Source organism: Rhodospira trueperi, from assembly GCF_900101965.1.
Classification (GTDB): Bacteria; Pseudomonadota; Alphaproteobacteria; order Rhodospirillales; family Rhodospirillaceae; genus Rhodospira; species Rhodospira trueperi.
In genome coordinates this window covers 44,174-61,815 of record NZ_FNAP01000010.1, presented here as the reverse complement: position 1 = coordinate 61,815, position 17,642 = coordinate 44,174, and the positions used below count along the sequence as shown (strand labels likewise).

Below are 17,642 nucleotides of genomic sequence, written 5' to 3'. Positions count from 1 at the left end.
TCCGCCGGACCCCGACGGCGCCCGCTAGCCCCGCTTGAGGGCGTCGTGCGCCGCCATCACCGCCATATGAACCATGTCGGAGACCGTGGCATCCATGGCGGTGATCTGAACCGGCCGGGACAACCCCAGCAACATGGGACCAATGACAGTTCCGCCGCCTAGTTTCTGAAGAAGTTTGTATGAAATGTTCGCAGAGTTCAGGCCGGGCATAATCAGAACGTTGGCCGGTCCGCTCAATCGCGAGAACGGATACATCTTCAGAAGGTCGGCATCCAACGCGACATGGGCCCCCATTTCGCCCTCGAACTCAAAGTCGGGGTGGCGCTCTTCCAGGATGCGAACCGCCTCCCGAGTGCGAATCGGGTTCTCTCCGGCCGGCGCACCGAAGGTGGAGTAGGACAGCAACGCCACCCGGGGCTCATGACCGAGCCGGCGCGCGGCGCGGGCCGCCTGTTGGGCGATGTCGGCCATCTCGCCGGCCGTCGGCGCCTCGTGAACGGTGGTGTCGGCGATGAACACCGTTCGGCCCTTGGAGACCACCATGGTCAGCCCCATGACCAACTCGCTCGGAGTCGGATCGACGCACATGGCGATCTGCGCCAGCGCATGGTGCTGGTGGCGGGTCAGGCCGGTGACCATGGCGTCGGCGTCGCCCAGGGCCACCATGCAGGCGCCGAAGACGTTGCGATCCTGGTTCACCCAGCGCTGGGCATCGCGGTACAGCGCGCCCTTGCGGTTCATGCGGCTGTAGACATAGTCCGTGTAGGTTTTGTTGTGCGACGAAACACGGGCGTTGTAGACCTCGATCCCCTCCAAGCTGCCCAGTCCCAGTCTGGAGACCGCCTCGGCGATACGCTCCTCGCGCCCGACCAGAATGGGCGTGCCGTATCCGCCGTTGCGGAAGGCCACGGCGGCGCGGATCGACTTCTCTTCCTCGCCCTCGGCGAACACCACCCGCTGGGGATGCCGTGCCACCTCGTTGTGGATGGCCTGAAGGCTGGCCGCCGTCGGATCGAGGCGGGCCGACAGCGCCTGCCGATAGCCGTCCATGTCCACGATGGGCATGGTCGCCACGCCGGTGTCCATCGCGGCGCGCGCCACGGCTGGCGGAATGGCGAAGATCATGCGCGGGTCGAACGGCACCGGGATGATGTAGTCCGGCCCGTAGCGCAGCCGCCGGCCGGCGTAGGCCGCCGCCACCTCGTCGGGCACGTCCTCCCGCGCCAGCATGGCGATGGCGCGGGCTGCGGCCACCTTCATCTCCATGTTGATAGAGCGTGCACGTACGTCCAGCGCCCCGCGGAAGATGTAGGGGAAGCCCAGCACGTTGTTGATCTGGTTGGGGTAGTCGGAGCGCCCGGTGGCCATGATGGCGTCGGAGCGCACAGTGGCCACTTCCTCTGGCGTGATTTCGGGATCCGGATTGGCCATGGCGAAGATGATCGGCCGGTCGGCCATCGACGCCACCATCTCCGGCGTCACCGCGCCCTTCACCGACAGGCCCAGGAACACGTCGGCGCCTTCCAGGGCATCAGCCAGGGACCGCCGGTCGGTGTCGACCGCGTGCGCGGATTTCCATTGGTTCAGGTTGGACCGCTCGCGGTGGATCACCCCCTTGGTGTCGCATAGCATGACGTTGTCGTGGCGCACGCCCATGAACTTGATGAGTTCGGCGCAGGCGACGCCGGCGGCTCCCGCGCCGTTGACCACGACAGTGATCTCGTCCATCGCCCGGCCGGTCAGGTGACAGGCGTTGGTCAGGCCGGCGGCGACGATGATGGCGGTGCCGTGTTGGTCATCGTGGAACACCGGAATGTTCATCAGCTCCTTCAGGCGCTGTTCGATGATGAAGCATTCCGGGGCCTTGATGTCTTCCAGGTTGATGCCACCGAAGCTCGGTCCCAGGTATCGCACGGCGTTGATGAACTCATCGACGTCGCGGGTGTCCACCTCCAGGTCCAGCGCATCGATGTCGGCGAACTTCTTGAACAGGACGGCCTTACCTTCCATCACCGGCTTGGAGGCCAACGCCCCCAGATCGCCCAGGCCAAGCACGGCGGTGCCATTCGAGATCACCGCGACGAGGTTGCCGCGCGCGGTGTAGTCGTAGGCGGTCGAGGGATCGCGCTCGATCTCCAGGCACGGGGCCGCCACGCCGGGCGAATAGGCCAGCGACAGGTCGCGCTGCGTGGTCAGGGGCTTGGTGGGCGTGATCTCCAGCTTGCCGGGTCGGCCGGAGGCGTGCATCAGCAGCGCCTCGCGCTTCAGGTTGTTGGCTGCGGTGTCTTTGGTGTCGTCCATGCCGGTCGTGTTCGCCTGATGTTGAGGGATCGCGGGTGGGGGAGGGAAGGCCGGGGCGAGACGCAAGAAGGAAACGCCCACGGTACCTGACGGACGCCATGGTGCCGGTTCGGCGCGCGCCTGCCCAGAGATTTCTTGGGGTTCGCGCCCTCAGCTTTATCGTCATCACACTATCTTTCCGAAGACGCGGTATCTCGTCGCCCGTGCGGCGACGTGACTCGTCATTGCGAGCCCTCGTCGCCAGACGAGGGCGAAGCAACCCAGAGCGAAGGATCGCGCCCCGTGTCCTGGATTGCTTCGTTGCTACGCTTCTTGCAATGACGAGATGAAGCAAATCTATGTGAATCAAGCAGATTTGTTGATGCAGTGAGGAGGGGGCAGGTGGAAACCGCCGCCCTCCAACGATTGGGAACTGGGTCAGCCCAGGGATCAGCCCAGAGACTGGATCTGGTGGTTGAGGGCGGCGATCCGGTTGCGGTCGCTGGGATGCGTGGACATGAACTCAGTCACTTGCTGGCCCGAGCCCATCATGTTCTGCCAGAACCGGACCGATTCCCGGGGTTGGTATCCGGCCCGCGCCATGTAGCGCAGCCCCAGGGCGTCGGCCTCGTATTCGTGCTGGCGGGAATAGGGCAGGATGTAGCCGAAGGTCACGCCGGCGCCGAGCACGCCGGCGATCTCGGCGGCGTAGCGCGTATCCGAACTGGCGATGATGACCTGAGCGACCGTCATGCCGAGCCCGGCGACAAGCTGCTGGCTGGCCCGCTCGGCGGCATGGCGCCCGGCGACATGGCCGACCTCGTGGCCCATGACCGTCGCCATCTGATCTTCGTTCTGGAACTTTTGCGTGATGCCCTCGAAAAAGGCCACCTGCCCGCCCGGTAGGACGAAGGCGTTGACCTCGTTGCTGTCCAGCAACGTGAACTGCCAGTTCCGATTGGGATCCAGACCGGAGGCGCCGACGATCCGGTGGCCCACCCGGTCCACCGCCTGCGCCATGTGTCCCCGGCGCACGGGTCGGTACTGTTGCGTCACCTGCTGCCAGGTCGTGCCGGACATGGCCGCGAGCTGCGAATCGCTCACCAGCATGAGCTGCTCGCGTCCCCCCAGGTGGGGATTGGCGACGCACCCGGTCAGGGCCACGACACTGCCGGAGGCGAGCCCCTGCAACAGCCCTCGGCGGGTCAGGCGAACGGGGCGGGATCGATCAACGGTAACGGTTCGGGGGGCGGAGCGGTCATCCAGCATGCGCGTCATGGTCCTGTTCTGCGGCGACAAACCCGGAACACCGGAACGGCCTGGAAGGATACTCCGGTTCGCCGCAGGCGGTAAGGAGATTTGGCGTCGGCCAACGGACGGATGGCCGGGGGAGCCGTGCGGCGCCTTTTGACACGGCAAGGGCGCCGACGGAATCGCCGACGCCCTGCCGTTTTGGTTGTGTTTCGGGTTGGGTGACCGACCGTCACGCCATCGCTGACATGGCGCCGCTCGGGGCGGTGTGGTGGCCGCCCTGACCGCCGGGACCGGCACGCTGCATCCACTGTTGCAGCTTCTCGAACGCGCGCACCTCGATCTGGCGCACCCGCTCGCGCGAGATACCGTATTCGCGGGAGAGGTCCTCCAGCGTCATCGGCTCCTCGCTCAGGCGCCGTTCGGTCAGGATGTGGCGCTCACGCTGGTTCAGGGTTTCCATGGCGCGGGCCAGCAGGTCACGGCGCTGGCTCAGTTCCTCGTGGTCGGCCAGCATCGCTTCCTGACTCTCGCCGTCATCGACGAGCCAGTCCTGCCACTCGCCCTCGCCGTCCATGCGCACCGGCGCGTTCAGTGAGTGGTCGGGGCTGCCCAGGCGGCGGTTCATGTTGACCACGTCCTGTTCCGGCACGCCTAGCTTGGTGGCGATCACGGTCACGCTTTCGAACGGCAGGTCGCCGTCCTCCATGAGCTGGAGCTGGCCCTTCATCTTGCGCAGGTTGAAGAACAGCTTCTTCTGCGCCGCCGTGGTGCCCATCTTCACCAGGGACCAGGAATGCAGGATGTATTCCTGGATCGAGGCGCGAATCCACCACATCGCATACGTGGCCAACCGGAAGCCGCGATCCGGGTCGAAGCGCTTGACGGCCTGCATCAGACCGACGTTGCCCTCCGAAATCACCTCGCCCATGGGCAGGCCGTAGCCCCTGTAGCCCATGGCGATCTTGGCCACCAGACGCAGATGGCTGGAGACCAGCCGGTGGGCGGCCTCGCCGTCCTCGGAGTCCTGATAGCGTTTGGCCAGCATGTACTCTTCGTCCGGAGTCAACATCGGGTACTTCCGGATATCCTGAAGGTACCGTGACAGGTTGCTCTCCGGTTCAAGGCCAAGGAGGCCGCCGCGTGCACTCGCCATGTCTCGCTCTCCCTGTCGCCGATCCCGCCGGTCTGTGGGGCGTGGATGTCTGCCTGCGCCGGAGGAAGGAGGTGTCATCCTCCAGCATGAATTGGAACGATCCTAACCCGCCTGCATGTCCGAGTCCAATCATACTGTACCGAATTGGTCAGAAATGAGGCCGAAACGTTACATCTCGTTAAGGCGGGTCAGGATATCGGTGATCACATCCGGGATACGGGACTCGAAGGTCATCGGTTCACCGGTCTCCGGATGGCAAAATCCCAGGGCCACCGCATGCAGCGCTTGACGCGGCAGGCTGACCAGGGGGGCCATTGCCTCCGGCGGCAGCGGCGGGCGGCGCGGCACCTTACCGTAGGTCGCGTCCCCGACAAGAGAGTGGCCTATGTGGGACATGTGGACTCGAATCTGGTGGGTGCGCCCGGTGGCCAGCCGGCATTCGACCAGAGCAAGGCCCGTGCCCCAGGCGCGCAGGGTCCGGTAGCGCGTCAGGGCCGGCTTGCCGCCCGAGGCCACCACGGCCATGCGCGTGCGCTGGGTGGGGTGGCGGCCGATGGCGCCCTCGACCTCGCCGACGGCCGGGCTCGGCACACCCCAGACAAGCGCGTGATAGACCCGGTGCAGGGTGCGATCGGCGAACTGCGCTGCCAACGCCCGATGCGCCCGGTCGGTCTTGGCCACGACCATGAGTCCGCTGGTCTCCTTGTCCAGCCGGTGAACGATGCCCGGCCGGCGCACCCCGCCGATGCCCGACAGGCTGTCGCCGCAATGCGCCAGCAGGGCGTTGACGAGCGTCCGATCCGGATTGCCCGGGGCCGGATGCACCACCATTCCCGCCGGCTTGTCGATGACGATCACATGGGCGTCCTCGAACACCACCGTCAGCGGGACGGCGTCGGGACGCGGGGTCGGATCCACCGGCGGCGGTTCAACGAGACACACCGTCTCGCCCGCCTTCAGGCGCCGCGCCGGGTCCGTCATGGTCATGCCGTCCACCGTCAAAGCCCCCCCTTCGATCAAGGCCTTCAATCGGGAACGCGAATGTCCGCCATGGGTTCCCGTCAGCCAGCGATCCAGGCGTTGGCCCTGGGCGTCCGGGGGCACGATGGCGGTGAAGGGGGCCGCGTCGGGTGCGGAATCGTTGCCTTGGCTCATGATTCAACCGTATATCGGCGGGACGTTGTCGTTTGCCGGATCATATCCGCCGCCACCGAGGGATTTCCACATGGCCGCCGTCAAGAGCCTCGTCGTCTTCATGGGGGTGCTCATCCTGCTGGGGCTGGGCCTGTTCGGCTACGGCATGATGCAGCAGTCCGGGAAATTGGGGCGGGACGACGGCGACCGCGCGGTGTTCGACCGCGCCAGCCTGGACGAACCGGAGGGCACGCGCATCAGCCACATGATGTCCGACGGACAGGGGCGTGTGATTCTGGGTCTGACCGGCGGCGGCCGTCCCGATCGCGTGGTGGTGATCGACCCCGCCGACGGACGCCGGCTCGGCACCGTGGCGGTCCACGGCTCGCCTTCGCGGTAAGCATGGTCATCCTGCCGGAATCAGCGCGCGCGGTCATCCTGGCCCACGTTCGCGCCGGCTGGCCGCGCGAGGCGTGCGGCCTGCTCTCTGGCCGTGATGGGGCTGACGGGACGGTGTGGATCGAGATTGCCCACCCCACCCCCAATGTGGCCGCTGGCGGCCGGCCCGACCGCTTCGAGGTGGACCCGGCGGCGCGCATCGCCCTCATGAAAGGCCTGCGCGGCGGACCGTCGCGGGTGATCGGACATTTCCACTCCCACCCGGGGCACGCGGCGGCGCCGAGCGAGACCGACCGCCGCGCGGCGTTCGAGGCGGACCTGATCTGGCTGATCGTCGCCCTGCGCGGGCCGGACGATGCCGACCCGGTCGCGACCGCCTGGGCCGTCGAGGGGCCTGTCGGTGAAAACGGCGCCGCCGGGTTCCGGCCGTTGCGCCTGCGGACCGACGCGACAGCCTGATCCCGACCGTCTGGCGGTGGTCCGGGTCCGCCCCCATCTGCCGTCCAGGATGATCGGTTCCACACCCAGGCAGGAGGCACGACATGGATTCGTCCGAACGCGCGATGATCAATGATCTGTTCGACCGGCTGCGGGAGGCGGCGGCCCAGGCCTCGTCCCGCGATCCGGCGGCCGAGAGGCTCATTTCCGAGCGCATGGCCGCGCAGCCCGACGCGGCTTATGTCATGGCCCAGACGATCCTGGTCCAGGAACAGGCGCTGAAGGAGGCCCGCGCCCGCATCGATGACCTGGAGCGCGGCCCCGCCCCGGCCGCCGACGGTGGCTTTCTGTCCGGCTTTCTGGGGGGAATGGCGCCCAACCGCTCGCGCGCCAACCGCGCGGCGGCGGCCTCGCCGTTCCGGGATGTCCCGCGCGGCGGTTTCCTCGCCGGAGCCGCGCAGACCGCCCTGGGCGTCACCGGCGGCGTGCTGCTGGGTGGGGCCATCGCGTCGATGTTCAGTGACGGCGAGGCCGGGGCGGACGGCATGGATCAGATGGCCGACGGCGGTGACGCCGATTTCGGGGACTTCGGTGATCTCGGCGGCGGCGAGTTCCTCTGATTCCGTTCGTGTGGCCGCATGCGCGGGGAGGGGGGCACCTCCTCCCTCGCTCTGCCCGCGTTCAGTTATCGCACGGCTGGGTGACGGTCTCCAAGCTGACGTGGGCGCGCGGAGCGCGCCACGCCGTCTTCAGGAGAACCGTGGTCAGGGCGTCGTCCGGATAGCTGTCCATCCGCGCCAGCGCGCGCTGGCGCGACCTTGCCGCCCGCCACGATGCCGTCCAGCGTCATGGCGGGCGGCCGCCGCCGATCCGGTGGTGCCCTCTGGACCGGGTGTCTGCATCCGCCGCTGCCTCCGTTGTTGCGGCGTGGTGTCGGGTTACGCCGCCTTCGACTGCCTCAGGCTGCGCGCCGCCGTGACCAGATTCTCCAGGCTGGCCTTGACCTCGGGCCAGCCCCGGGTTTTCAGGCCGCAGTCCGGATTGACCCACAGGTTATCGGCCGGCAACACCTTGGCGGCTTTTTCGAGCATGCGACGCATCTCCTCCATCGGCGGCACGCGCGGCGCGTGGATATCCCAGACACCCGGGCCGATTTCGTTCGGGTAGTGGAAGTCCACGAAAGCGTCCAGAAGCTCCATGTCCGACCGCGAGGTCTCGATGGAGATCACGTCGGCGTCCAGGGCGGCGATGGACGGCATGATGTCGTTGAACTCGCAGTAGCACATGTGGGTGTGGATCTGGGTCTCGTCCGCCACCCCCGACGACGCCAGCCGGAAGCTCTCCACCGCCCAGGCCAGATAGGCGTCCCAGTCGGTGGTGCGCAGCGGCAGGCCCTCGCGCAGCGCCGGCTCGTCGATCTGGATGACGCCGATGCCCGCAGCTTCCAGGTCCACGACCTCGTCGCGGATGGCCAAGGCGATCTGGCGGCAGGTCTGGGACCGCGGCACGTCGTCGCGCACGAACGACCAGTTCAGAATGGTGACCGGCCCGGTCAGCATGCCTTTCATGGGGCGGGCGGTCAGGGACTGCGCGTAGGACGACCAACCCACGGTCATCGGTTCCGGCCGCGAGACGTCGCCGAAGATCACCGGCGGTTTGACGCACCGCGAGCCGTAGGACTGAACCCAGCCGTTGCGGGTGAAGGCGAAGCCGGACAGGTGTTCGCCGAAGTACTCCACCATGTCGTTGCGTTCGAACTCACCGTGCACCAGCACGTCCAGGCCCAGCTCTTCCTGGATGCGGACGGTGCGTTCGGTTTCGTCCTTCAGGAAGCCATCGTAGGCAGCCTGATCGATGTCGCCCCGGCGGAAGGCGGCGCGCTTCTGCCGCACCTCGGTGGTCTGCGGGAACGAGCCGATGGTGGTGGTCGGGAAGGCCGGCAGACCCAGCCGCGCGCGCTGTGCCGCCTGACGGTCCGGGAACGGGCTGTGGCGCCGCGTGTCGGCCGGGGTGACGGCGGCGAGGCGCGCGGCCACGGCGGCATCGTGGATGCGCGTCGAGGTCCGGCGCGCGGCGGCCGCTTCCGAACTCGCCGCCAGCGTGTCGGCCACGACCGCGCGATCTGTCCGGGCGGCCGTGGCCAGGGTCACCACCTCGCCCAGCTTCTGCACCGAGAACGCCATCCAGGAGCGCAGTTCGGCGTCCAGACCCGTCTCCAGATCCAGGTCGACCGGCGTGTGCAGAAGCGAGCACGACGGCGCCACCTGCACCCGATCCGGCCCCAGGCGGGCCACGGCGGTGTCGACCGGCCCGAGCGCGGCCTCCAGGTCGGCGCGCCACACGTTGCGGCCGTCGATCACGCCCAGCGACAGCACGGCGTCGTCGCGCAGGGCCTCCAGAACGGCGTCGAGTTGGTCGGGCGCGCGAACAAGATCGATGTGCAGGCCGGAGACGGGCAACCCCGTGGCCAGCTCGGTGTTGTCGCGCAGGCCCTCGAAGTAGGTGGCCAGCATCAGCTTCGGCCCTACCTCACTGAGTAGGCCGTAGGCGCGCTTCAGGGTCTTCCGCTGCGCCTCGGTCAGGTCGAGCGCCAGGATCGGTTCGTCCATTTGCACCCATTCGGCGCCGGCGGACGCCAGCCTGCTCAGCAGTTCGACATAGACCGGCAGCACCGCTTCCAGCAGGGACAGCGGATCAAAGCCGGGCTCCTTGGCCTTGCCCAGCGACAGCCACGTCACCGGACCGATCAGAACGGGCCGCGTTTCGATGCCCAGCGCCTTGGCCTCGTTGAATTCGTCCACGGCCTTGGTCGTGGACAGGGTGAACTGCTGCCCGGTGTGCAGTTCCGGCACGATGTAGTGATAGTTGGTGTCGAACCACTTGGTCATTTCCATGGCCGGCGCGTCATCGGTCCCGCGCGCCATGGCGAACAGGGTGTTCAGGCCGACCGGGCCGCCGTCGTGCCCGAAGCGGGCCGGCACGGCGCCAAGGGCGGCGGTCATGTCCAGCACTTGGTCATAGAACGAGAAGTCGTTGGACGGGATGACGTCGATGCCGACGCCCTTTTGCGTGGTCCAGTGTCGCGCCCGCAGGTCGGCCGCGACCCGGTTCAGGCCGGCATGATCGAGCTGGCCCTTCCAGTGGGCCTCGACGGCCTTCTTGAGGTCGCGGTGGGCGCCGATGCGGGGGAAGCCGAGAATGGCGGATCGGGTCATGACGGGTCGCTCTCCAATCGGTGGGGATCGTTGGCCGGGTTGGGAACCCGGGTGTGGGAGGCCACATGGGCCAGCAAATCAAACAGCCGGCGGTGCGCCGCCGACAGGGAATGGCAGGACGCGGGCGCCAACCGACGCAGCAGCGAGCGCGCTGCCTTTGGGGGCGGCACCGACCGGGGCAGCGCGGCCAGCCACGCGATGATCAGCGTGTCGGGGTCGTGCGCGGGCGGATGGGGGCTGTGCATCCAGGTGTCGATCAGGCGACCGGGATCATCCCAGGCATCGCCCGATGGTCGGGGCCGCAACGCCACCACGCGCGCCTCGCCTCGGTCGGTCCCGGCCAAGCCGGGCTCCCGTGGCGGCGACGCGCAGGAGAGGCGAACCGGCCGCGACCGAAGACGCGGCGGGCGCAAGGCCTAGGCCGGCCCAGGCCGGTCGAATCGCGAGTTTAAGACGAACGCTGGAGTCATGGCGCGGCCTCCACCGACTTCCCCGGTCGGCCGAAAAGGGGAATAGGCGCGGCGGCAGGTCTCCTGGCTCGCGGGCATGGGGTGGCTCGCCTTCCCGGGGCGGCCCTTGGCCGGGATCCCAGTGGCATGGAATGAGCACCCTTCACCGCTGACAGTTGCGGGGACAGCTCCGGACTTGCGGCCCTTGATGAGGGGCGGCCGCGCACCGGATTCCCTTTTGACCCCTCGCGGGGACCGTCGCGCATGACGATTGAGCAAAACCCGTCCGATGGGCCGGTGTCAAGGCCGCGCCGCAGTGCGGGCGCGGTCGATCAGTCTGTGAATCAGGGGAGTCAGAATGAGTTGCATGGCCAGATCCAGCTTGCCCCCGGGCACGACGATGGAGTTCGCGCGCGACATCCAGCTATCGTGGATCATCGAGGTCAGATAGGGAAAGTCGATGCCGCGCGGGTCCTTGAAGCGGATGACGACAATCGATTCGTCGGCGGTCGGAATCCATCGGGCGACGAATGGATTGGACGTGTCGACGATCGGCACCCGCTGGAAATTGACGTCGGTCTCCGTGAACTGCGGACAGATGACGTTGGCGTAGGAATGCATCCGGCGCAGGATCACGTCCTGGACCGCCCCGGCGGAATACCCCCGGGCGGCACGATCTCGATGGATCTTCTGGATCCACTCCAGATTGATGACCGGGACGACACCGATCTTCAGGTCCGCGTGCCGGGCGATGTTGATTCCTTCGGTTGTCACCGCCCCGTGAAGCCCTTCGTACAGCAGCAGATCGCACCCCGCGCCGATCTCCTCCCACGCGGTGAAGGTTCCGGGAGCGGCCCCGTACCGCGCCGCCTCGGAGGCGTCGTGGACATAGTGGCGGCTGCGGGTGCGGCCGGTCTCGCCGAAGATCCGAAAGCAATCCTCCAGTTCGCTCAGAAGGTTGGCGTCCAGACTGAAGTGGCTGAAGGTGTGGTCGCCCTCCGCCGTTCGGCGCTCAAGCTCGGCCTTCATCGCCGCGCGGTCGTGACGATGGAAGGCATCGCCCTCGATCATGGCGGCGGTCACGCCCTCGCGTCGGAAGATCTCCTCGAACGTGTGCTTCACGGTGGAGGTCCCGGCGCCGGACGATCCGGTCACGGAAATGATGGGATGCAGGCGAGACAAGAGGAACGGTCCTTCTGGCGAGAGACGCGGTCAGACGCGGAACAGGCCGCGCGTGCCGAACAGCGGGGCACGGCTGCTGTCGTGGTCAGGGTTCTGATCGTTGGCCGTCGGCACCACCGAGCGCACGATCGACGCGTCCAAGGCCTCGAAGCCGGCGAGGTCGAGCAGGTCGTACAACTCCGCGCGGGTCTGCATGGCGGGCAGCATGGCCTCGGTGGCGCCGTCGCGGGCCAACGTTTCGTAAAGCCGCGCCTGGGCCTTGTTCGCCACCCGCAGCGAGGAGACCGGCCAGACTACCATGCGGTAGCCCATGGCCTCGAACTCGGATGCCGTGAACACGGGCGTGCGGCCGAATTCGGTCATGTTGGCCAGCAGCGGTACGCCCGGCAGGCGCTCGGCGAAGGCGCGGAACATCTCGGCACTGGTCAGGGCCTCCGGGAAGATGGCGTCGGCCCCGGCCTCCACGTACAGGCGCGCGCGCTCCACCGCGCCGTCAATCCCTTCGCTGGCGGCGGCGTCGGTGCGGGCGATCACGTAAAGATGGCGGCGCGCCGTGGCGGCGGCGGCGACCTTGGCGGCCATCTCGTGCGCGTCCACCAGGGACTTGTCGTTCAGGTGACCGCATTTCTTGGGCAGCCGTTGGTCCTCGATATGGACGGCGGCGGCGCCAGCGTCCTCGAACGCTCGCACCATGTGCATGACGTTCAGGGCCTCGCCGTAGCCGGTGTCGCCGTCCACCAGGACCGGCAGGCCCGAGGCCCGCGCCACCTGACGGACGAAGAAACACACCTCGTCCACGGTGATGATGCCCAGATCGGGCAGCCCCATGGACGCGGTCATGGCGGCGCCGGACAGGTACAGCGCCTCGAACCCGGCGTCCTTGGCCTGCAACGCGGCCATGCCGTTGTGGGCGCCGGGGATGCCGAGGACACCGCCCCGTTTCACCAGGGCGCGGAACCGGTCTCCGGCGGGTTCGGACGCGCCATCGGCGCCGACGAGGTAGGGCATGGAGGAACCTCTTGACGGGGTGGAGGGGGGGGACGCGGGCGGTTGTGCGCAAGGCCAACGGGGGGCCACCCGCGCCCCCCATCGTCCACCGGCGCCGACCAAGGGTCGGTGGACGAAACAGGGCCGGGGAGGATAGGCGCGGCGGTCGTGATCACGCCGCGCGGGAGGCCGCCCCTGGATGAGACCGTTCGCGCAGCGGCACGAAGGTTTGGGTCTCCGGCCCGATGTACTCGGCGGACGGCCGGATGATCTTCTTGTCGGTCCGCTGTTCGATGATGTGGGCACACCACCCGGCGGTTCGCGCCATGACGAACAAGGGCGTGAACATGGCGGTCGGCACGCCCATGCGGTGATAGGCCACGGCACTGAACCAGTCCAGGTTCGGGAACATCTGCTTGGCGTCCCACATCACGGACTCGATGCGCTCGGCGACGGCATACAGACGCATGGCCCCGTCGGCCATGGACAGGCGTCGGGCCACGTCTTTGATGACCACGTTGCGCGGGTCGCTGATGGTGTAGACGGGGTGGCCGAAGCCGATGATCACCTCTTTGGCGGCGACGCGGGCACGGATGTCCGCCTCGGCGTCGTCGGGCGTGGCATAGCGGCTCTGGATCTCGAACGCTTCCTCGTTGGCGCCGCCATGCTTCGGCCCGCGCAGGGCACCGATGCCCCCGGCCACCGCCGAGTACAGGTCGGACCCGGTGCTGGCGATCGAGCGCGCCGTGAAGGTCGAGGCGTTGAACTCGTGCTCGGCGTACAGGATCAGCGAGGTCTGAAGCGCGCGCTCCACCATCTCCGACGGCGGGTGGCCGTGCAGCAGGTGCAGGAAGTGGGCGGCGATGGAGGGGTCGTCGGTCTCGACGTCCACGCGCCGGCCGTTGTGGGTGAAGTGGTACCAGTACAGCAGCATGGATCCCAGCGACGCCAGCAGGCGGTCGGCGATCATGCGCGCGCCGGCGTGGTTGTGGTCCGGGGCCTCGGGCAGCACGCACCCCAGCGCTGAGACGCCGGTGCGCAGGACGTCCATGGGATTGGTGGCCGCCGGCACCAGTTCCAGAACGCGGCGCACCCCCTCCGGCAGACCACGCATCGTCTTCAGGCGGTGGGCATAGGCCGCCAGTTCAATCGGATCCGGCAGGGTGCCGTACACCAGCAGGTGGGCGATCTCCTCGAACGTGCAGGTCTCGGCCAGATCCAGGATGTCATAGCCACGGTAGTGCAGGTCGTGACCGCTGCGCCCGACGGTGCATAGGGCGGTGCGGCCGGCGACGATGCCCGACAGGGCGACGGACTTCTTCGGCTTCGGGGTTTGGGGTGCAGAGGCGGTCATGGGGCCCTCCCTTCAGGCGATCTTGGCGACGACGGGGGAAACATCCTCAGGGGAGGCGGTGGTGTCCCGGACGCCGGGTGTGCCGTCGAACAGTCCGCGACGCTCACTCCAGGTCAGGCGCTCCGGCGGGACGGAGATGGTCAGGCCCGTGAGACCCTCGGTGCACAGGCGCGGCAGGCGGGTCACGGTGTCGAGGAACCGGTCCTGCTCGTGCGCATCGACGATGCCGTCAGCCAGGGCGCGGAACTTGGCGATGTACTGGTCGCGGGCGAACGGTCGGGCGCCCAGGGGGTGGGCGTCGGCGACGGCGATCTGATCCTCCAGGGTGCGGCCGTCCTCCAGCACCACCACGACCCGGCCGCCGAACGCCTTTTCGTTCGGATCGCGGCTGTGGTAGCGCCGGGTCCACTCCGCATCCTCGACGGTGCGGATCTTGTGCCACAAGGCCACGGTATCGGGGCGTTTGGCGCGAGTCGGGCTGTAGGACGCCTCGTGGTGCCAGCCGCCGTCCTGAAGCGCGACCGCGAAGATGTACATGATGGAGTGGTCCAGCGTTTCGCGGCTGGCGTTGGGGTCCATCTTCTGCGGGTCGTTGGCGCCGGTGCCGATCACGAAATGGGTGTGATGGCTGGTGTGGATGACGATCTCCTTGACCTTCGACAGGTCGCCGATCCGGGGCCCCAGGCGGCGCGCCATGTCGATCAGCGCCTGACTCTGGTACTCGGCCGAGTGTTCCTTGGTATAGGTGTCCAGGATCGCGCGCTTGGCCTCGCCCGGCTCGGGCAGGGGCACGTGGTACTCGGCCTCGGGGCCGCCCAGCATCCAGGCGATCACGCCGTCCTCGCCCTCATAGATCGGGGTCGGCGCGCCCTCCCCGCGCATCACGCGGTCCACCGCCTCGATGGCCATCTTGCCGGCGAAGGCGGGGGCGTAGGCCTTCCAGCTCGAAATCTCGCCCTTGCGGGACTGGCGCGTGGTGGTGGTGACGTGCAGGGCCTGTTGAACCGCCTGCCAGATGGTTTCGACCGGCAGGTTCAGCGCCGCGCCGATGCCGGCGGCGGCGGAGGGACCGAGATGGGCGATGTGGTCGATCTTGTGTTCGTGCAGGCAGATGCCCTTGACGAGATTGACTTGGAGTTCATAGGCGGCGGCCAGACCGCGCACCAGGTCGGCGCCGTTCAGCCCGCAATGCTGGGCCACCGCCAGCAGCGGCGGAATGTTGTCGCCGGGGTGGGAGTAGTCGGCGGCCAGGAAGGTGTCGTGGTAGTCCAGTTCGCGCACCGCCACGCCGTTGGCCCACGCGGCCCACTCCGGCGACAGGCGGCGGTGTGGCGACAGGCCGAACACCGTCGCGCCGGGGCGCAGGCCATGGCAGATCGCCTGACCCCGGGCGCTCGCCACCGGGCGGCGGTTCAGCGAGGCCACCGCGACGGCGGCGTTGTCGATGATGCGGTTGCCGATCATCTCCACCACGTCGTCATCCACCGGCACCGGGTCGGCGGCCACGGCGGCGAGTTTCCAGGCCAACTGATCCGGGCGGGCGGGCGTGGCGGCGGAGGGGGAGGTCCTGACGCTGTGCAGCTTCATGGGTGGGCGGTCTCCAAAAGAGTGTCGGCCTGGGCCGGACGGGCGGCCGGAATTGGGCGGGAACGGCCGGTCTCGTCGACGGCCACCATGTGGAAGCGCCCCTCGACGGCGAGGGCGCGGGCACCGGAGCCGAGGGTCTCGGCGTGCAGGCGCACCAGGACGGTCAGGGAACTGCGACCGACGCGCTCGACCGTACCGGCCAGTTCAACGAGTTGCCCGACGCGCACCGGCATGCGGAAGTCGATGCGTTCCGACGAGGCCATGACCACCGGGCAGCGGGCGTGACGGCTGGCGGTGACGAACGCCGCCTTGCCCATCAGCGCCAGGGCGGTGCCGCCGAACAGGGTGCCGTAGTGGTTGGCCTGCTCCGGGAACACCATCTCCACCAGCCGGGTGGTCGGCGGCGGCGGCGGTGCGTCGGGCGCGGGGATCGGGGCGGAGACGGCGGTCATGACATCCTTTCGGCGGAAATCCGCTTGTGCCGGGAGGCGATGACCCGCAATATTCACAAGGCTCGATGAGCCGTTAAGGGCTGAAAGGGCGCGCATTGGCGTGCGAAGTCATGAAATTTTGCGAATGTTGCGAATATCCTGGGTGTGCGAAAGGCTTCCATCGGCGGCCGTCTGAAGCGGTCGCGCGAGGAACGCGAGGAAAGAGCCGGGCGCATCCGCTGTCGAGATGAGGGCTAGAACCGCCCCACGAGCCTGAGGCTGCCGCCGTGGTCGTGGGATCCCGAGGCGTGGTTGCCTGAATACGACACGCTCATCTCCGACTGAGCCCCAAGGGCCACCGTCAATCCCAGGTTCGCGACCAGGGAGTCTCTGGCGAAGTCCACGCCTTCCACGGCAAAATCGTCGCCGCCGGACAGGTGAAGATCGGCGGTCGGCGCGCCGCTGCCGTACAGGTGGCGCCAGCCGAGGCGTCCGTTGACCGTCACGTCCAGGCCCCCAACGTCGAACGATGTTTCGCCCGCCACGCCCAGGGTGGAAAAGCCGCGAACCTCGACGTCGCCATCCGAGGACAAGGCCGCATCGCCGCCGTCCTCGGAGAACCCGCCCGTCCGCAAGACCGCCATGGCCACAGTGCCGAAGGGTTCGATGGCGCCGCGACCCATGGGGATCCTCTGACCCAACTCAACGAAGGTCTGACCCAGATCGGCGCCCCGATCTGCGGTCAGGGTTTCGGAAAACCCGGTGAACCGGACGGCGCGCTCGGTGTCCAGGGCGATCCGGGAATACGTCGCCCCCATGCGAAGCGACAGGCCGTCCCATCCTTTTCCACCATAAACGCCGACATGGAACAGGTCGGCGTCGCCGGAGGACGCCCGGTCGTCAACGTCGAACGCGGTGTGGCCGTACCCCAGCATCGCGCCACCCCACCAACCGTCCCCAAGGGGGATGTCCACTCCGGCCAGGATGCCCCCGGTCTTGCTGTCGATGCCCGCGACGCCACCCGCGCCGCTGCGCTGTCCCCAGGCACCGTATCCCTGCGCCCAGACGCCGGTGTCCGGGCGACCGGCGGGGCCGCCGTCCAGAGGGCCGGCCCCGAGAGATGGTCCGCGCTGGCGGTTTAGGGCGGCGTCCCGAAGCAGGCCGCCGTCTTCCATGAGCAGGGTTGCCGCTGTCGCGTGAACCTCTCCGGACAGGGCGTCGTAAGCGGCCCGTGCCTGCTCGCCCGTTTCCAGGACGATGACGGCCGCATAGACCGGGGAGCTGGGGTCTATCGTTTCCAGGCCTTCGGCGGCGACCCGTTGATTGCGGGTGTGGGCCAGAGACGAAAAATCCGTGTTGTTGCGCGTCAGCACCAGGATAAGGTCGGTGGCGCCATACCTCAGGGACGGATCAAGGAAGGCGAAGGGATCGGTGACGGTGTCGAAGGTCCCGGTGATGCCGCCGTCGGCCGACACGATTGTATACTCTGTCTCGTAGCCATGCCGGGTTCCCCTGGCGGTGCCGTCTTCCGGTTTGATGCTCAGGCTGGCGCCGCTCTGGATCGTCACGGCGCCGCTGGCATCCAGAAGGTCCGCGTTGCCGTCGGCGTCCACCTCGACTTCCAGAGTGGACCCGTTGGACAAGGTGACGTCCCCGTTGACCGTCATGGTTCCAATGGAATTGCCCGGCGCCAGGACGCTGCCAGAGGGCACCGTGAAGCCGAACGGAATGGTGTTGCCGCCAAGGGTTCCGGACTGGAAGGTCAGGGACCCCAGGGTT

15 protein-coding genes and 1 riboswitch are annotated in these 17,642 nt (G+C 68.0%); of the genes, 3 read left to right on the top strand and 12 right to left on the bottom strand.

Going from position 1 to position 17,642, the window contains the following annotated elements; all coding sequences use genetic code 11:
* Positions 1 to 24: 24 nt before the first annotated feature.
* From BLS85_RS13170 to BLS85_RS13155, 4 genes are all read right to left on the bottom strand, one after another.
* Positions 25 to 2,301: an NADP-dependent malic enzyme gene (locus BLS85_RS13170; protein ID WP_092787050.1), complete on the bottom strand. Its 2,277-nt coding sequence runs from the start codon at positions 2,299 to 2,301 to the stop codon at positions 25 to 27.
* 429 nt (positions 2,302 to 2,730) lie between these two features.
* On the bottom strand, positions 2,731 to 3,558 hold the full coding sequence (locus BLS85_RS13165) for a M48 family metallopeptidase (RefSeq protein ID WP_218128424.1): 828 nt from the start codon (positions 3,556 to 3,558) through the stop codon (positions 2,731 to 2,733).
* Positions 3,559 to 3,763: 205 nt separating this feature from the next.
* Positions 3,764 to 4,687 (bottom strand): RNA polymerase sigma factor RpoH, encoded by a 924-nt coding sequence (rpoH, locus tag BLS85_RS13160; RefSeq protein ID WP_092787046.1) that lies wholly within the window; start codon positions 4,685 to 4,687, stop codon positions 3,764 to 3,766.
* A 168-nt stretch (positions 4,688 to 4,855) separates the two neighbouring features.
* On the bottom strand, positions 4,856 to 5,842 hold the full coding sequence (locus tag BLS85_RS13155; protein WP_092787044.1) for an RluA family pseudouridine synthase: 987 nt from the start codon (positions 5,840 to 5,842) through the stop codon (positions 4,856 to 4,858).
* A 70-nt stretch (positions 5,843 to 5,912) separates the two neighbouring features.
* On the opposite strand from BLS85_RS13155, the gene BLS85_RS19150 reads away from it, so the two are divergent.
* The 3 genes from BLS85_RS19150 to BLS85_RS13145 all read left to right on the top strand — a co-directional run bounded on the left by BLS85_RS19150 (position 5,913) and on the right by BLS85_RS13145 (position 7,278).
* The gene (locus BLS85_RS19150; RefSeq protein ID WP_176793723.1) at positions 5,913 to 6,221 is read left to right on the top strand and encodes a hypothetical protein; all 309 of its coding nucleotides are present in this window, start codon (positions 5,913 to 5,915) and stop codon (positions 6,219 to 6,221) included.
* Between the two features lie 2 nt (positions 6,222 to 6,223).
* A complete protein-coding gene (locus BLS85_RS19145) occupies positions 6,224 to 6,679 on the top strand; it encodes a M67 family metallopeptidase (protein ID WP_176793721.1) in 456 nt (151 codons plus the stop codon).
* A gap of 83 nt (positions 6,680 to 6,762) precedes the next feature.
* A complete protein-coding gene (locus tag BLS85_RS13145) occupies positions 6,763 to 7,278 on the top strand; it encodes a DUF2076 domain-containing protein (protein WP_092787042.1) in 516 nt (171 codons plus the stop codon).
* A gap of 318 nt (positions 7,279 to 7,596) precedes the next feature.
* On the opposite strand, the gene metE is transcribed toward BLS85_RS13145, so the two are convergent.
* The 8 genes from metE to BLS85_RS13105 form a co-directional block, all read right to left on the bottom strand.
* Positions 7,597 to 9,873, bottom strand: a complete 2,277-nt coding sequence (metE, locus tag BLS85_RS13140; protein WP_092787040.1) for a 5-methyltetrahydropteroyltriglutamate--homocysteine S-methyltransferase — start codon at positions 9,871 to 9,873, stop codon at positions 7,597 to 7,599.
* Complete coding sequence (locus tag BLS85_RS13135) at positions 9,870 to 10,217, bottom strand: hypothetical protein (protein WP_092787038.1); 348 nt, start codon at positions 10,215 to 10,217, stop codon at positions 9,870 to 9,872. The genes metE and BLS85_RS13135 overlap by 4 nt, the downstream gene beginning before the upstream one ends.
* 162 nt (positions 10,218 to 10,379) lie before the next feature.
* A riboswitch (cobalamin riboswitch) is annotated at positions 10,380 to 10,597 on the bottom strand.
* Between the two features lie 25 nt (positions 10,598 to 10,622).
* Positions 10,623 to 11,504 carry a phosphoribulokinase gene (locus BLS85_RS13130; RefSeq protein WP_092787036.1) on the bottom strand — a complete coding sequence of 294 codons (882 nt, stop codon included), beginning with the start codon at positions 11,502 to 11,504 and terminating at the stop codon, positions 10,623 to 10,625.
* Between the two features lie 30 nt (positions 11,505 to 11,534).
* Positions 11,535 to 12,512: a methylisocitrate lyase gene (prpB, locus tag BLS85_RS13125; RefSeq protein ID WP_092787034.1), complete on the bottom strand. Its 978-nt coding sequence runs from the start codon at positions 12,510 to 12,512 to the stop codon at positions 11,535 to 11,537.
* Positions 12,513 to 12,663: 151 nt separating this feature from the next.
* Complete coding sequence (prpC, locus tag BLS85_RS13120; protein ID WP_092787032.1) at positions 12,664 to 13,845, bottom strand: bifunctional 2-methylcitrate synthase/citrate synthase; 1,182 nt, start codon at positions 13,843 to 13,845, stop codon at positions 12,664 to 12,666.
* A gap of 12 nt (positions 13,846 to 13,857) precedes the next feature.
* Positions 13,858 to 15,432, bottom strand: coding sequence for an MmgE/PrpD family protein (locus BLS85_RS13115; RefSeq protein ID WP_092787030.1), 1,575 nt, complete (start codon positions 15,430 to 15,432; stop codon positions 13,858 to 13,860).
* Entirely contained in the window at positions 15,429 to 15,884 is a 456-nt protein-coding gene (locus BLS85_RS13110) for an acyl-CoA thioesterase (protein ID WP_245699223.1), read from the bottom strand. The genes BLS85_RS13115 and BLS85_RS13110 overlap by 4 nt, the downstream gene beginning before the upstream one ends.
* A gap of 233 nt (positions 15,885 to 16,117) precedes the next feature.
* On the bottom strand, positions 16,118 to 17,642 hold a 1,525-nt coding region (locus tag BLS85_RS13105), incomplete at its 5' end, for an autotransporter family protein (protein WP_176793719.1).

Coding starts and splice junctions, on each gene's coding strand:
- BLS85_RS13170 (WP_092787050.1), bottom strand. CDS start 2,301: ATGGACGACACCAAAGACACCGCAGCCAACAACCTGAAGCGCGAGGCG.
- BLS85_RS13165 (WP_218128424.1), bottom strand. CDS start 3,558: ATGACGCGCATGCTGGATGACCGCTCCGCCCCCCGAACCGTTACCGTT.
- rpoH (WP_092787046.1), bottom strand. CDS start 4,687: ATGGCGAGTGCACGCGGCGGCCTCCTTGGCCTTGAACCGGAGAGCAAC.
- BLS85_RS13155 (WP_092787044.1), bottom strand. CDS start 5,842: ATGAGCCAAGGCAACGATTCCGCACCCGACGCGGCCCCCTTCACCGCC.
- BLS85_RS19150 (WP_176793723.1), top strand. CDS start 5,913: ATGGCCGCCGTCAAGAGCCTCGTCGTCTTCATGGGGGTGCTCATCCTG.
- BLS85_RS19145 (WP_176793721.1), top strand. CDS start 6,224: ATGGTCATCCTGCCGGAATCAGCGCGCGCGGTCATCCTGGCCCACGTT.
- BLS85_RS13145 (WP_092787042.1), top strand. CDS start 6,763: ATGGATTCGTCCGAACGCGCGATGATCAATGATCTGTTCGACCGGCTG.
- metE (WP_092787040.1), bottom strand. CDS start 9,873: ATGACCCGATCCGCCATTCTCGGCTTCCCCCGCATCGGCGCCCACCGC.
- prpB (WP_092787034.1), bottom strand. CDS start 12,512: ATGCCCTACCTCGTCGGCGCCGATGGCGCGTCCGAACCCGCCGGAGAC.
- prpC (WP_092787032.1), bottom strand. CDS start 13,845: ATGACCGCCTCTGCACCCCAAACCCCGAAGCCGAAGAAGTCCGTCGCC.
- BLS85_RS13115 (WP_092787030.1), bottom strand. CDS start 15,432: ATGAAGCTGCACAGCGTCAGGACCTCCCCCTCCGCCGCCACGCCCGCC.
- BLS85_RS13110 (WP_245699223.1), bottom strand. CDS start 15,884: ATGACCGCCGTCTCCGCCCCGATCCCCGCGCCCGACGCACCGCCGCCG.